General features: G+C 62.1%; 13 protein-coding genes. 5 read left to right on the forward strand and 8 right to left on the reverse strand.

From position 1 onward, the window contains the following. Positions 1–164 precede the first annotated feature (164 nt). Positions 165–1,556 carry a cysteine--tRNA ligase gene (gene cysS / locus RLEG4DRAFT_RS16360; protein ID WP_003578321.1) on the reverse strand — a complete coding sequence of 464 codons (1,392 nt, stop codon included), beginning with the start codon at positions 1,554–1,556 and terminating at the stop codon, positions 165–167. A 283-nt stretch (positions 1,557–1,839) separates the two neighbouring features. On the opposite strand from cysS, the gene RLEG4DRAFT_RS16365 reads away from it, so the two are divergent. After that, complete coding sequence (locus RLEG4DRAFT_RS16365; RefSeq protein WP_003578323.1) at positions 1,840–2,589, forward strand: glycoside hydrolase family 25 protein; 750 nt, start codon at positions 1,840–1,842, stop codon at positions 2,587–2,589. 9 nt (positions 2,590–2,598) lie between these two features. Here RLEG4DRAFT_RS16365 and RLEG4DRAFT_RS16370 read toward each other — a convergent pair whose 3' ends face one another. The 4 genes from RLEG4DRAFT_RS16370 to radA form a co-directional block, all read right to left on the reverse strand. Beyond that, complete coding sequence (locus tag RLEG4DRAFT_RS16370; RefSeq protein ID WP_003578324.1) at positions 2,599–3,339, reverse strand: SDR family NAD(P)-dependent oxidoreductase; 741 nt, start codon at positions 3,337–3,339, stop codon at positions 2,599–2,601. A 77-nt stretch (positions 3,340–3,416) separates the two neighbouring features. After that, positions 3,417–4,907: an amidophosphoribosyltransferase gene (gene purF, locus RLEG4DRAFT_RS16375; RefSeq protein WP_003578325.1), complete on the reverse strand. Its 1,491-nt coding sequence runs from the start codon at positions 4,905–4,907 to the stop codon at positions 3,417–3,419. Between the two features lie 146 nt (positions 4,908–5,053). Continuing rightward, positions 5,054–5,671, reverse strand: a complete 618-nt coding sequence (locus RLEG4DRAFT_RS16380) for a CvpA family protein (RefSeq protein WP_003578326.1) — start codon at positions 5,669–5,671, stop codon at positions 5,054–5,056. An 80-nt stretch (positions 5,672–5,751) separates the two neighbouring features. Continuing rightward, positions 5,752–7,152 carry a DNA repair protein RadA gene (gene radA, locus RLEG4DRAFT_RS16385; RefSeq protein WP_003578327.1) on the reverse strand — a complete coding sequence of 467 codons (1,401 nt, stop codon included), beginning with the start codon at positions 7,150–7,152 and terminating at the stop codon, positions 5,752–5,754. A gap of 164 nt (positions 7,153–7,316) precedes the next feature. Between radA and RLEG4DRAFT_RS16390 the strand changes: the two genes are divergently transcribed. Beyond that, complete coding sequence (locus RLEG4DRAFT_RS16390) at positions 7,317–7,952, forward strand: LysE family translocator (RefSeq protein ID WP_003578328.1); 636 nt, start codon at positions 7,317–7,319, stop codon at positions 7,950–7,952. Between the two features lie 7 nt (positions 7,953–7,959). Here RLEG4DRAFT_RS16390 and alr read toward each other — a convergent pair whose 3' ends face one another. Further along, a complete protein-coding gene (alr, locus tag RLEG4DRAFT_RS16395; protein ID WP_003578329.1) occupies positions 7,960–9,126 on the reverse strand; it encodes an alanine racemase in 1,167 nt (388 codons plus the stop codon). A gap of 180 nt (positions 9,127–9,306) precedes the next feature. Here alr and RLEG4DRAFT_RS16400 point away from each other — a divergent pair, with 180 nt between their 5' ends. From RLEG4DRAFT_RS16400 to RLEG4DRAFT_RS16410, 3 genes are all read left to right on the forward strand, one after another. Next, positions 9,307–10,128 carry an AraC family transcriptional regulator gene (locus RLEG4DRAFT_RS16400; RefSeq protein WP_003578331.1) on the forward strand — a complete coding sequence of 274 codons (822 nt, stop codon included), beginning with the start codon at positions 9,307–9,309 and terminating at the stop codon, positions 10,126–10,128. 68 nt (positions 10,129–10,196) lie between these two features. After that, positions 10,197–10,901 carry an AzlC family ABC transporter permease gene (locus RLEG4DRAFT_RS16405; protein ID WP_003578332.1) on the forward strand — a complete coding sequence of 235 codons (705 nt, stop codon included), beginning with the start codon at positions 10,197–10,199 and terminating at the stop codon, positions 10,899–10,901. Beyond that, entirely contained in the window at positions 10,898–11,200 is a 303-nt protein-coding gene (locus tag RLEG4DRAFT_RS16410; protein WP_003578333.1) for an AzlD family protein, read from the forward strand. The genes RLEG4DRAFT_RS16405 and RLEG4DRAFT_RS16410 overlap by 4 nt, the downstream gene beginning before the upstream one ends. 24 nt (positions 11,201–11,224) lie before the next feature. Here the strand turns inward: RLEG4DRAFT_RS16410 and RLEG4DRAFT_RS16415 are convergent, their stop codons facing one another. Next, positions 11,225–12,721: a replicative DNA helicase gene (locus RLEG4DRAFT_RS16415; RefSeq protein ID WP_003574186.1), complete on the reverse strand. Its 1,497-nt coding sequence runs from the start codon at positions 12,719–12,721 to the stop codon at positions 11,225–11,227. Positions 12,722–13,049: 328 nt separating this feature from the next. Then, positions 13,050–13,628 carry a 50S ribosomal protein L9 gene (rplI, locus tag RLEG4DRAFT_RS16420; protein ID WP_003578335.1) on the reverse strand — a complete coding sequence of 193 codons (579 nt, stop codon included), beginning with the start codon at positions 13,626–13,628 and terminating at the stop codon, positions 13,050–13,052. Between the last annotated feature and the right edge of the window lie 8 nt (positions 13,629–13,636).

Below are 13,636 nucleotides of genomic sequence, written 5' to 3' on the forward strand. Positions count from 1 at the left end.
TCCCCACCCTCCCCACAAGGGGGAGGGCTCTCTCGTGGCGCCGCCTTTATCTCCGCCTCGAATGCTTGCACTTGCGGTGAAGTCGCTTCGCAGCAGTGCGGCACCGTAGTCCCTCCCCCTTGTGGGGAGGGGTTGGGGAGGGGTTTTATCCCAAGACACCACTCTCACCGCTTGACCTCCCACGTCGTCACCCGCTCGCCGGTCGCTGCATCCCTGCCGTCCTTCAGCTGGATGCCCTTGGCCGTCAGTTCGTCGCGGATCTTGTCGGCCTCGGCGAAGTTCTTCGCCTTCAGCATTTCCAAACGCATCGCCACCAGCGCATCGACCGCCGCTGCGACGGCTTCGTCGATTTCGGCTTTCTTCGGCAGCAGGCCGAGGAGGGCAGCCGTTGCGGCAAAGGTAGCCCCCGCCGCGGCATCCGTGTGAGCGGCCTGCGCCAGCGCATGCAACGCCTGCACTGCGGCGACTGTGTTGAGGTCGTCCGCCAGCGCGTTCAGCACGCTTTCGTCCGGCGTGGCGTCGCCGGCTTCTGTTGCCGGCCATTTGGCAAGCAGGCGTTCGGCCTCTTCCAGCCGCTTGATCGAGAAATCGATCGGCTCGCGGTAGTGCGTCATTAGCATGGCAAGACGCAGCACTTCGCCCGGCCATTTCCGCCCGCCGAAAATCTGCGTGTGCAGCAGATCGTGGATGGTGACGAAATTGCCTTCGGACTTCGACATCTTGCGGCCTTCGACCTGCAGGAAACCGTTGTGCATCCAGACATTCGCCATCACCTCGGTCCCATGGGCGCAACGTGACTGGGCGATCTCGTTTTCATGATGCGGGAAGATCAGGTCCAGCCCGCCGCCGTGAATGTCGAAGACATCGCCGAGATAGCGCTTGCTCATCGCCGAGCATTCGATGTGCCAGCCGGGCCGGCCGCGGCCCCAGGGGCTCTCCCAGCCGGGTTCGTTGTGGCTCGACAGCTTCCAGAGCACGAAATCGCCCGGGCTCTTCTTGTGCGCGTCGACGGCGACGCGGGCGCCGGCCTGCTGCTCGTCGAGCGGGCGCTTCGAAAGCTGGCCGTAATCCGCCATGGATTTGGTGTCGAACAGCACTTCGCCGGCTGCGACATAGGCATGGCCGTTGCCGATCAGCTTCTCGATGATCTCGGTCATCTCCGCGATATTGTCGGTGGCGCGAGGCTCGACATTCGGCTCCAGGCAGCCGAGCTCGGCGACATCGGCGTGAAACTGCGTCTCGGTCTTTTCGGTGACCGCGCGGATCGCTTCGTTGAGCGGCAGGCCTGGATGATCTCGGAGCGCCCGTGCATTGATCTTGTCGTCCACGTCGGTGATGTTGCGGGCGTAGGTGACGTGGTCTTCGCCATAGACATGGCGCAGCAGCCGGAACAGCACGTCGAAGACGATGACCGGCCGAGCATTGCCGATATGAGCGAAATCATAGACGGTCGGGCCGCAGACATACATGCGGACATTATTCGGATCGATCGGCGCAAACACCGATTTTTCCCGTGTCAGCGTGTTGTACAGCTTCAATTCCGGCGTCGCGTCCATTCCACTCTCCAAATGCACGATCAGAAATATTGCGACCGGCGGGCCGGGGCGTTTCGCATCTTGACTATTTGGGAGACGAAAACGGCCGGGCCAGCGCTCGCGCTAGCGAATAATCTTCCGGCAGATAATGCAGGTAACCGTTTTCATGGCGCGATTTATGGCGTGGGAATGGCATTTGGTCAAGGGGGACGAGGAACGATCCGGCGGCACGGCTCGTCCGCCATTTTCACGGCACAAATCGCGAATAGCCAGCTGGGAGGCTACCGAAAATAGGGGGAAATGCGTGAGAAGCTTGGTTTGGGGCGCGATCGGCGCAACTGCAATTCTGGCAGTCGCGTCCGCTGCTTATTTCGCATACGATTTCGGCATGCTTCGCTTCAACAATCCATCTCTCAGCCGCTATCCGATCCAGGGCATCGATGTCAGCCATCACCAAGGCGACATCGACTGGAAGAGGGTTGCCTCCCAGCCGAATGTTCGCTTCGCCATGATGAAGGCAACCGAAGGCGGAGATCACAAGGATTCCAAGTTCGCCGACAACTGGCAGCGCGCCGGAGACGCTGGACTGGTCAGGGGCGCCTATCATTTCTTCACCTTCTGCCGGCCGGGCCAGGACCAGGCGCAGAATGTCCTGGCGACCGTACCGAAGCAGCCGGAAACGCTGCCGATCGCGGTGGACCTGGAGTTTGTCGGAAATTGCAACAAGGTCCCGACGCTCGAGGAAATGGCGACTGAAGTAAACGCCTTCTTCACCGAGCTGAAGGGCACCTTTCCGGAAAAGCCGATTTTCTACGTCACCCAGGAGTTCTACGATCAATATCTGAAAGGCAACGAAGCCCGCTTCCCCGACCATTACCTCTGGCTGAGAAGCGTATTCAAGGAGCCGGCGCAGGAAGACTGCAGTCGTTGGTCGATCTGGCAATTTGCCGACAACGGCACAGTCGACGGCATCCAGGGAGCCGTGGACCTCAATGCGCTCTGCCCATCGGAGACGGGTTTCGCCCATCTGTTCCCGGCCGTTGCGACGAAGTGAGCCGTTCGCCTATTCCGGCAATCGGTAATCGACGAGCTTGTTTTCCCGTACGATGAACAGCTTGCCCGTTTCGGTCACGCCGGGACCGAGCAGCGGAAGGATCGCCTTGGCGACCTCGGACGGATGGGGCAGCGTCTGCGGGTCTTCGCCGGGCACGGCCTGCGCTCGCATCGCCGTGCGCGTCGCGCCGGGATCGACACTGGTGATGCGCAATGGCGTCGATTGGCTCTCGCCGGCCCACGTGCGAGCCAGCGCCTCGACGGCGGCCTTGGAGGCGGAGTAGGCGCCCCAGAAGGGCCGGCACTTGTGGGCGGCGCCCGATGAGAGGATGACGGCGCGACCGGCATCCGAGCGGGCCAGCAGCGGATCGACCGAGCGGATCAGCCGCCATGTCGCGGTGACGTTGATGGTCATCACCTTCTCGAATACCTTCGCCTCGATATGGCCGATCGGCGAGATCACCCCGAGCACGCCGGCATTGGCGACCAGGATATCAAGCTTGCCCCAGCGCTCGAAGATCGAGCCGCCAAGAGCGTCGATCGCGTTCATGTCGGCAAGGTCGAAGGGCACCAGCGTCGCCGTACCGCCGACCGCCTTGATCGCGTCGTCGAGATCCTCGAGACCGCCGACCGTGCGGGCGCAGGCGATCACATGGGCGCCGGCTTTCGCAAGCTCCAGCGCCGTGAAATAGCCGATGCCGCGCGACGCACCGGTAACGAGTGCGATCTTGCCCTCAAGATTGATGTTCATCTGCTGCGGTTCCGGATTTGCTTGCAAAGGCGAGGGGCGTAGTAGCCCCTCGGGAGGTAGGTTAAAGCAGCGGCGGCTCAGCCGTTGCTGGCAAGCATCGAAAGCTTGTTGCCCATGGACTCGCCGTTCTTGTCGAGCAGGCGGGTCGGGTAGTCACCGGTGAAGTAGTGGTCGGTGAACTGCGGGCGGGCCGGATTGCGGTCCTCGCCGCCAACGGCGCGGTAAAGCCCGTTGATCGACAGGAAGGCAAGCGAATCCGCGCCGATATATTTGGTCATGGCTTCGACATCGGCATATTGGTTTGCCAGCAGCTTTTCGGCATCGGGCGTGTCGATGCCGTAGAAATCCGGGAAGAAGATCATCGGGCTTGCGACGCGCAGATGAACTTCGCGCGCGCCGGCTTCACGGATCATCTGCACGATCTTCAGCGAGGTCGTGCCGCGCACGATGGAATCATCGACCAGCACCACACGCTTGCCTTCGATCATCGCCCGGTTGGCCGAATGTTTCAGCTTCACGCCAAAGGCGCGGATCTGCTGCGTCGGTTCGATGAAGGTGCGCCCGACATAATGGTTGCGGATGATGCCGTATTCGAAGGGAATGCCGCTTTCCTGTGCGTAGCCAAGCGCCGCCGGCGTGCCGCCATCCGGCACCGGCACGACAACGTCGGCATCGACGGGCGATTCCTTGGCGAGGTTCATGCCCATGTTCTTGCGCGTCGTATAGACGTTGCGGCCGCCGACCACCGAGTCCGGCCGGGCGAAATAGACATATTCGAACAGGCAGAGGCGTTCCGGCTGCTGTTTGCCGGGCTTGCGCGCATCGATGCTGATCGAGCCGTCAGCCTGGATTTCGCAGATGACGACCTCGCCGTTTTCGACGTCGCGGATGAACTTGGCGCCGATAATGTCGAGAGCGCAGGTTTCCGAGCAGAAGATCGGCTTGCCGTCGAGTTCGCCCATGACTAGCGGGCGGATGCCGGTGGGGTCACGCGCGGCAATCAGCTTGGTGCGCGTCATCGCGAGCATCGAATAGCCGCCTTCCATCTGGCGGATGGCGTCGATGAAACGGTCGGAGGTGGATGCATGGCGGGAGCGGGCGATGAGGTGCAGGACGACTTCGGTATCGGAGGTCGATTGACAGATGGCGCCGGTGGCGATGATCTGGCGGCGCAGCGTCAGGCCGTTGGTGAAATTGCCGTTATGGGCAATGGCGATGCCGCCTTCCTCCAGTTCGGCAAACAGCGGCTGCACGTTGCGCATGGCCACTTCGCCCGTCGTCGAGTAGCGCGTATGACCGATCGACATGTTGCCGGGCAGCCGGGCGAGCGTCATCGGATTGGTATAGTGGTCGCCGACGAGGCCCATATGGCGCTCCTGATAGAAGCGCTTGCCATCGAAGGAGACGATGCCGGCCGCTTCCTGGCCGCGGTGCTGCAGCGCATGCAGGCCAAGAGCCGTCAGCGCTGCGGCATCGGGATGTCCCAGAATTCCGAAAACCCCGCATTCTTCGTGCAGCGTATCTCCGTCGAGCGGATCGTCGGTCGGGAAGGAATGGGACTGGTTCATTTCTGCGGGCCTTTGCTCTCACAAGAATGGATCGGCATTTCCAGAAATAGCTAAGCCCGGCGGAGCTGAATGCCCGGCCGGACTTCATTTCACGTCCCGCTCAAATGGCAATTGCCGGAAGGCGGGTCAAGCTCTTGAACACTGTGTCAATTCGCCGGCTGCTGTGCAGGCGCGGTCGGTGCGTCTTCCGCCGGAGCCTGGTCGCCCGTCGGCGGGTTGGTACCTTCAGCGCCCTGTGCCGGCGGCTGAAGCTTATCACGGATGCTCGCCGGTATCATCTGGGCAAATTGTTCCGGCAGAGCCGATTTCAGCTTCACGACCATCGAATCCAGGAAGGGCTTCGACTTCGCTTCGTTGACCCAGGCCGGGCGGTGGTCGGCATCGACCAGCCAGTTCCAGAAGGCGACGGCGACGACCAGCAGCAGCACGCCGCGCGCTGCCCCGAACAGGAAGCCGAGCGTGCGATCGAGCGCGCCGACGCGGCTATCGATGATGAAATCGGCTATCTTCATCGTGATGAAGGAGATGACGATGAGCGCGATCAGGAAGACGACCGCTGCCGAACCGATGATCGCGATGCGGTCGTCATCGGTGTATTTCTTCGCATAGGGCAGCAGGTACGGATAGAGGTAATAAGCCGCCGCTGCTGAACCGCCCCAGCTTGCGATCGAGAGGATCTCACGGGAGAAGCCGCGGACCATCGCCAGCACGGCGGAGAAGAGCACGACGCCGATGACAATACCGTCGAAAATCGTAATGGGCATGTAAATTCAACTCCAGGACTGCCGCTTGGCGGCCGTGTCGTGTGCCTCCTATATCATTACCAATCTTGGCAATGAAAGGATCAAACCTCGTCTTCCACACGCAGCGCCCCCTTCGACCCGGCGATGCGCGCAACCAGATCCGGCAGGCTTTCGACCTCGCTCCAGCGCCCGCCGGAACCCTTCGGCAGTTCGGCGGAGGCGGACGGAAGCAATGCTGCGGAAAAGCCCAGCTTCTCGGCTTCCTTGAGGCGCTGGGCGGTGTGCGCAACCGGCCGGATGGCGCCCGACAGGCTGACTTCGCCGAAATAGACGCAATCGGCGGGAAGGGCAATACCGGCAAGCGAGGAAACGAGCGCCGAGGCGACGGCGAGATCGGCCGCCGGTTCGGTGATGCGGTAACCGCCGGCGACATTGAGGTAGACGTCGTGCTGGCCGAGCCGGACGCCGCAATGAGCTTCCAGCACCGCGAGGATCATCGACAGCCGGGCCGAATCCCAGCCGACCACGGCGCGCCGGGGCGTGCCGAGCGAGGTCGGCGCCACCAGCGCCTGCACCTCGACGAGCACCGGGCGCGTGCCCTCCATGCCGGCAAACACGGCAGCACCCGGCGATTTTTCGTTGCGCTCGCCGAGGAAGAGCTCCGAGGGATTGGCGACTTCGCGTAAGCCTTTGTCGGACATTTCGAAGACACCGATCTCGTCGGTCGGGCCGAAGCGGTTCTTGACCGTGCGCAGGATGCGGTAGTGATGGCCGCGATCGCCCTCGAAATAGAGCACCGCATCGACCATGTGCTCGACGACGCGCGGGCCGGCGATCTGTCCATCCTTGGTTACATGCCCGACGAGCACCATGGCGGCCCCGGTCTGCTTGGCGAAACGGATCATTGCCTGCACGCCGGTGCGCACCTGCGTCACCGTTCCCGGCGCGGATTCGGCAAGTTCGCTCCATAGCGTCTGAATGGAATCGATGATGACGAGGTCCGGCCGCTTGCCCTCGGCAAGTGTTGCCAGAATATCCTCGACATTGGTTTCGGCCGCCAGCATCACGTCGGTATCGGCCGCCGCGAGGCGCTGCGCTCGCAGCCGGACCTGCGCCACGGCTTCTTCGCCGGAAACGTAGATAATCTTGTGGCCGCGCCGCGCAAGGGCGGCGGCAGCCTGCATCAGCAGCGTCGATTTGCCGATCCCCGGATCGCCGCCGATCAGCACCGCCGATCCCCGCACGAAGCCGCCGCCGAGCGCCCGGTCGAGTTCCGACATGGCGGTATGAATGCGCGGCGCCTCCTCGATCTCGCCCGACAGCGCGGTCAGTGTCACCGGCCGGCCCTTCTTCGGTGTTTTGCCGGGACCGGATCCGATCCCGCCCATCGGGTCTTCTTCGACGATGGTGTTCCACTCGCCGCAGTTCTCGCATTTGCCGGCCCAGCGGTTATGAACCGTGCCGCAATTCTGGCAGATGAATTGTGTCCTGGCCTTCGCCATCAAATACTCTTTCAGTCCCGGGTCTCGAGTGGAGCAGACGTCTGCTTCATCGAATCATTGTCGTGCTTGAGATAATGGCTATCGCGACGGATCAAAACTAATGATTTTCCCATCAGCGCTTCCCGTGCCTATCCTTTGCCTCTGCTCATATTGAACGGTGGAAGATGTTCGATTATTCGCTCGCGCACTGGTTTGCATTTCTCTCGGCGGCGGTTCTGCTCAACCTGTCGCCCGGGCCCGACATCGCCTTCATCCTCGGTCACACGATGAGAGGTGGAAAACGCGCCGGTTTTTCCGCGCTGTTCGGCGTGTGGTCCGGCGCTTGCCTGCATGTTTTGATGGCCGCGCTCGGCCTTTCCGCCGTGCTTGCCGCCTCCGCCGTCGCTTTCTCCGCGGTCAAATGGATCGGTGCCGTCTATCTCGTCTGGCTGGGAATCCAGGCTCTGCGCGCCGGAGGCGGCGATGGCCTGATAAAGGCTGCCGGTGAAAAACTGCCGGCCGCAAGGATCTACCGGCAGGGGATTCTGGTGTCGCTGCTCAATCCGAAGGTGGCGATTTTCTTCCTGGCCTTCCTGCCGCAATTCGTCGTCGAAGGGGCAGGGCCCGCATGGGCCCAGCTCATGCTGCATGGCGGCCTCATCATCGTCGTCGCCGCCTTCATCGAGCCGCCGCTCGTCCTTCTCGGAGGGCGCCTCGCAGAGGCACTCAGACACAATCAAAAAATCGGCCTATGGCTCGATCGTGGCCTCGGCGCGCTTTTCCTGGCGCTCGGCGCGCGTCTTGCGCTCAGCAGCCGCTAACGGGGCGCTACTCCTCCTCGGCCACATAGCGCCGCTCATGGCGCAGCCCCATGCTGGTCAGGATCTCGTATCCGATCGTGCCCGCCGCCCGCGCCACGTCGTCGACGGGCATGTTCTTGCCGAATAGCTCGACATAATCTCCGGCGCGCACGGCATTGTCGGGCAGGTCGGTAATATCGAAGATCGTCAGGTCCATGGTGATCCGGCCGGCGACCGGCACCTTGTGCCCGGCAATGAAACCTTGCCCGCCCTGCGGCACGGCCTGGCGCAACGGCACGCCGCCGCTCGACTGGCTGCGCATATAGCCGTCGGCATAACCGGCGGAGACGATCGCCAGCCGGCTTTTGCGGCCAAGCTGCAGCGCCCGGCCGTAGCTGACGGTCTCGCCGGCCTCGACGCTGCGGACCTGGATGATGCGGGCTTCAGCCGTTGCCACCGGCCGCATCGGATTGGCCATGCCGCCGACCGCTTCGCCGCCATAAAGCGCGATGCCGGGACGGGTCAGGTCGAAGTGATAATCCGCGCCAAGGAAAATGCCGGCCGAGGCGGCAAGACTTGAATCGATGCCTTCATAGGCGGCGCTAACCCTGTGGAATGATTCGAGCTGCCGCCGGTTCATCGCATGACTGGAATCGTCGCCGCAGGCGAGATGGCTCATGACCAGCACCGGTGCGAAACTCGCCGGCCGCGAAACGTCGTCGGCGAGCGCGATCGCATCGTCCATATGCAGTCCGAGCCGGTTGAAGCCGGTATCGACATGCAGCGCGCAGGGGTAGTCGCCATAATCGGCAAGCACCGCCATCCAGAAGGCGAGCTGCTCGTCGGAGGAAATCACCGGCACCAGATCGTTTTCGAAAAAGCGCCGCTCGGTTCCCGGCCATATGCCTGAGAGCACGAAGATGCGCGCCTCGGGCGCATAAAGGCGAAGCGTGACGCCCTCGTCGACTGTGGCAACGAAGAAATCCCGGGCGCCAGCCATATAGAGAGCTTCACCGGCATCCTCGATGCCCATGCCGTAGGCATCCGCCTTGACGACGGCCGCGGCGCGCGCCGCACCGGAGCGGCGCGCCATGTCGCGCCAGTTCTCCGTGAGCGCCGTCAGATCGACGGTCAGCCGCAGGCCCGCGGAAGCGAAAAGATCGTCATCTTCGAAGGGGATGGGAAAATCTGTCATGAATCGCCGTGAACTAATGGAAGGAAATCGCTCAAAGCCAGTCTAGAGAGCATTATGGCCAAGGGAGGTCACATACCACCCTTTGCCTGTCGTAGGATCACTTTTGTTCAAGACGCGTGCAGGCTTCCGCGATAATCTGACTGGATGCAGAACGTATCGCAAAAAGAGGCGGCGGAGGCCATGCCGCTTGCGAACGTGGAATCGGCCCGCTTCTGGCGGGATAGCCGCTTCCGCGGCATGGAGTGTTTGAGCGCCACCTTCCTGACGCACGAATATGCGCCGCATGCGCATGACACGTTCAGCATCGGCGCGATAGAAAGCGGCACGCAGATCGCCACTCTGAGCGGCAGGCGGGAAGAAACCGGCCCGGGCGACCTTTATCTCATCGACCCCGGTGTCATCCATGACGGGGCTCCGGGCGGCGAGGGCTACCGCTACCGGATGATCTATCCCGATATGAAGTTGTTCGTCGATATTCTGGAGGATGTCACCGGCAAGGCCTTCCATGCGACGCCCTCCTTTTCCGGCGGGCTTCCACGCGACCCGCAGTTCGCCAACGCCTTCCACGCCGCCCATCGAACGCTTGAGAGCGGGGCAGGCGCGCTGGAATCCGATGAAGGAATGTTTTCGGTGCTGGCAGCGATCTTTGCGCGTCACGGCAGCGCAATCATCGTTCCCGTCGATACAAGGGAACGAAGTGCGGTGGCCCGCGCCCGCGAATACCTCATCGAAAACTTCGACAGCGATGTCGGCCTCGAGGAACTGGCCGGAGTGGCGGGGTTGAGCCGCGCTCACCTCATCCGCGCCTTCCGCAAGGAATATCACATCACCCCGCACGCTTTTCTGACCGATCGGCGCGTGCAGGTGGCTCGCCGGATGCTGCGGCAGGGGCGCATGCCGGCCGATATTGCGCTTGAATGCGGTTTTGCCGATCAGGCGCATTTCACCCGCCACTTCAAGGCACGGACAGGCGTAACACCCGGCCAATTCCGCACGGGCTGATCACTTTCGTTCAATACAGCCATTATGACCTCGGCTACTTCTCCGTCATCTTGATGTGGAGGTTGCCAATGTTGCAGCAAAGCCGGTCATCCGGCGAGTTCCTTGCCGGAATGCGTGCCATTTTTCCGCTTGTTGTCGCCGTCTTGCCGATCGGCCTGGTCTTTGGCGCCGTTGCCGTCACCAAGGGGCTTTCGCCGTTGGAAACGACGTTGATGAGCGCGCTTGTCTTTGCCGGCGGTTCGCAATTCGTGGCCATGGACATCTGGACCCATCCGGCAAGCTGGATCGGCGTCGGCTTTGCAGCCCTGCTGGTCAATATCCGCCACGTGCTGATGAGCGCGTCGATCGGCACGAAGATGCAGTCCTTCTCCGGCGTCAAACGATATATCGCCATGCTGTTCCTGGCAGATGAGCTGTGGGCCATGGCGGAGTTCCGCGCCGGCAGCACGCGGCTGACACCGGCCTGGTATGCCGGCATCGTCACGCCCTTTTATCTCACCTGGGTCGGCTCTTCGCTGACAGGCGCACTGCTCGGCGCCTTTTTCGGCAATCCAGCGGTCATCGGCCTCGACTTCGCTTTTCCGGCTGTCTTCATCGTACTCGTCATGGGTTTCTGGAAGGGGCCGGAAACCGGCGCCGTCCTTGCTGCAAGTGGTGCCGCATCCGTTGCGGTCCACCATTTCGTGCCGGGGGTCTGGTATGTCGCCGCCGGCGCTCTGGCCGGGCTGGCAACGGCCCTATGGCAGGGCAGGCCGCGGGAGCAGGCGGCATGACGCTCGATCTCAACATTATGCTCGCCATCCTCGCGATGGCTGCCGCAACGGTGTTCACCCGCGTCAGCGGCCTCGTATTGGTCCGTCATGTCGAGATGAATGAGCGGCGGAGAACGGCGATCGAGGCCATTCCGCCGGCCGTGCTGATGGCAGTCATTGCCCCGACCGCCTTTACCGCGGGCTGGGCAGAGACCTTGGCCTGCGCGGCGACGGCAATCGCCGCGCGCCGTCTGCCAATGCTTGTGAGCGTCGTGATTGGCGTCGCAACGGTTGCCCTGTTGCGGGCCGTCGGGCTCTAAAGGAAATTGACGCGCGAAACCGCGTCAATGTTCCTCGTAATGGGTGAAGGACGGATCGGCGAGATCGGCGAAGCGGGTGAATTCCGACTGGAAGGCAAGCTTCACCGTGCCTGTCGGCCCATGTCGCTGCTTGGCGATGATGACGTCGGCGGTGCCCTTCACCTTGTCGAACAGCGCTTCCCATTCCGGATATTTCGGATCCTGGATGTCGCGCGGCTCCGAATTTTTGACGTAGTATTCCTCGCGGAACACGAAGAGCACGACGTCGGCGTCCTGCTCGATCGAGCCGGATTCGCGAAGGTCGGAAAGCTGCGGCCGCTTGTCGTCGCGGCTTTCGACCTGACGCGAGAGCTGCGACAGCGCGATGATCGGAACGTTGAGTTCCTTGCCGAGTGCCTTCAGGCCGGTGGTGATCTGGGTGATTTCCTGGACGCGGTTGTCGCTGGATTTACCCGAGCCGGTCATCAGCTGGATGTAGTCGACCACCAGCACGTCGAGGCCGCGCTGGCGCTTGAGACGGCGCGCGCGCGCCGAAAGCTGGGCGATCGAGATGCCGCCGGTCTGGTCGATATAGAGCGGCACCTTCTGCATCATCATCGAGCAGGCGACGAGCTTTTCGAAATCGGCATCGTTGATGTCGCCCCGGCGGATCTTCGAGGAGGAGACTTCCGTCTGCTCGGAGATGATACGGGTGGCAAGCTGTTCCGACGACATTTCGAGCGAATAGAAGCCGACGACGCCGCCGTTTTTCGCCTTCATGCTGCCGTCCGACTGGACTTCGCCTTCGTAGGCGGCGGCGATATTATAGGCAATGTTGGTGGCCAGCGAGGTCTTGCCCATGCCGGGACGTCCGGCAAGGACGATCAAGTCCGAACGCTGCAGGCCGCCCATCTTCGAATCCAGCGAATGGATGCCGGTGGAAATGCCGGAAAGCCCGCCGTCACGTTCCTTGGCGACGGCCGCCATGTCGATTGCCAGCGCGACCGCATCGTTGAAGGCCTGGAAGCCGCCGTCGTAGCGGCCGTTTTCCGCCAGTTCGAAAAGGCGGCGCTCCGTATCCTCGATCTGCGACTGCGGCGGCATGTCGAGCGGCGCGTCATAAGCGATGTTGACGACGTCCTCGCCGATGGTGATCAGTGCCCGGCGCAGCGCCAGATCGTAGATCGCCCGGCCGTAATCCTCGGCATTGATGACGGTGACGGCGTTGCTGACGAGGCTCGCCAGATATTGCGAAACCGTCATGTCGCCGACCTTCTCGTCGGCCTTCAGGAAGGTCTTGATCGTTACCGGATTGGCGATCTTGCCCATGCGGATGATATCGCCGGCAACCTCGAAGATCTTCCGGTGCAGCGGTTCATAGAGATGGATCGGCTTCAGAAAGTCGGACACCCGGTAATAGGCGTCGTTGTTCATCAGGATAGCACCCAGAAGCGCCTGCTCGGCTTCGATATTGTTGGGTGCTTCGCGATAATGCTGCTCCGACGGAGCAACAGCTGCAATCTTTCGAGCGGCGTCGTTCATCATCATCCGTTCCGTCTTTTTCCAGCTCCGGATTTGCAATTCCGGACGCGAAAATCAAGAGGCTGCGAAAGGAGCGGGGGCTCGCTTCGCGTAAATCCTGAACGCTGTGCACGTTGTTCGACTTCTCCACAGTCCCGGCCGACACAAAGGAGAAATACTGCCAGTGTCACCCGCACGACACGGCATGGTGCCGACTCAGCCCATCCGTTCGGAGAATGCCATTTTAGCGCGATGCCATAAGGCACGCAGCAAAAACATCCGGACCATCCCCAACGAAAAAGCCCGGCGCGGTGGCCGGGCTTCCTTCACGCGGATCGCTCCGGCGATATTATGCTTCGTCTTCGTCGACGCCGTCGGCTTCCGGATCGAAGAAATCTTCCGGACGCAGAGCGTCTTCGTCGACGCCGTAGATCGCGTCGACCGAGGTGAGTTCTTCACCCTTGGCCTGGCGCTCTGCCTCTTCGGCAGAACGGGCAACGTTCAGCTCGACGTGGATTTCGACTTCGGCATGCAGCTGCAGTTCAACCTTGTGCAAGCCGATCGCCTTGATCGGCGTGTTGAGGTGAACCTGGTTGCGGCCGATGTTGAAGCCTTCGGCGCCGAGAATTTCGACGACGTCACGGGCAGCAACCGAACCATAAAGCTGGCCGGTTTCGCCGGCCGAACGCACGACGATGAACGACTTGCCGTCGAGAACGTCGGCGACCTTCTGGGCTTCCGACTTGCGCTCGAGGTTGCGGGCTTCGAGCGTCGAACGCTCGGCTTCGAAGCGGGTCTTGTTGGCGGCGTTGGCGCGTAGCGCCTTGCCAAGCGGCAGCAGGTAGTTACGGGCAAAGCCGTCGCGAACCTTTACGGTTTCGCCCATCTGGCCGAGCTTGGAAATGCGTTCGAGAAGGATGACTTCCATTTTCTTTT

This window comes from Rhizobium leguminosarum bv. trifolii WSM2297, assembly GCF_000271845.1.

What these genes read in the sequence shown, in the direction of transcription:
- cysS (WP_003578321.1), bottom strand. Translation starts at nt 1,556, where the DNA reads ATGGACGCGACGCCGGAATTGAAGCTGTACAACACGCTGACACGGGAA.
- RLEG4DRAFT_RS16370 (WP_003578324.1), bottom strand. Translation starts at nt 3,339, where the DNA reads ATGAACATCAATCTTGAGGGCAAGATCGCACTCGTTACCGGTGCGTCG.
- purF (WP_003578325.1), bottom strand. Translation starts at nt 4,907, where the DNA reads ATGAACCAGTCCCATTCCTTCCCGACCGACGATCCGCTCGACGGAGAT.
- RLEG4DRAFT_RS16380 (WP_003578326.1), bottom strand. Translation starts at nt 5,671, where the DNA reads ATGCCCATTACGATTTTCGACGGTATTGTCATCGGCGTCGTGCTCTTC.
- radA (WP_003578327.1), bottom strand. Translation starts at nt 7,152, where the DNA reads ATGGCGAAGGCCAGGACACAATTCATCTGCCAGAATTGCGGCACGGTT.
- RLEG4DRAFT_RS16390 (WP_003578328.1), top strand. Translation starts at nt 7,317, where the DNA reads ATGTTCGATTATTCGCTCGCGCACTGGTTTGCATTTCTCTCGGCGGCG.
- alr (WP_003578329.1), bottom strand. Translation starts at nt 9,126, where the DNA reads ATGACAGATTTTCCCATCCCCTTCGAAGATGACGATCTTTTCGCTTCC.
- RLEG4DRAFT_RS16400 (WP_003578331.1), top strand. Translation starts at nt 9,307, where the DNA reads ATGCCGCTTGCGAACGTGGAATCGGCCCGCTTCTGGCGGGATAGCCGC.
- RLEG4DRAFT_RS16405 (WP_003578332.1), top strand. Translation starts at nt 10,197, where the DNA reads ATGTTGCAGCAAAGCCGGTCATCCGGCGAGTTCCTTGCCGGAATGCGT.
- RLEG4DRAFT_RS16410 (WP_003578333.1), top strand. Translation starts at nt 10,898, where the DNA reads ATGACGCTCGATCTCAACATTATGCTCGCCATCCTCGCGATGGCTGCC.
- RLEG4DRAFT_RS16415 (WP_003574186.1), bottom strand. Translation starts at nt 12,721, where the DNA reads ATGAACGACGCCGCTCGAAAGATTGCAGCTGTTGCTCCGTCGGAGCAG.
- rplI (WP_003578335.1), bottom strand. Translation starts at nt 13,628, where the DNA reads ATGGAAGTCATCCTTCTCGAACGCATTTCCAAGCTCGGCCAGATGGGC.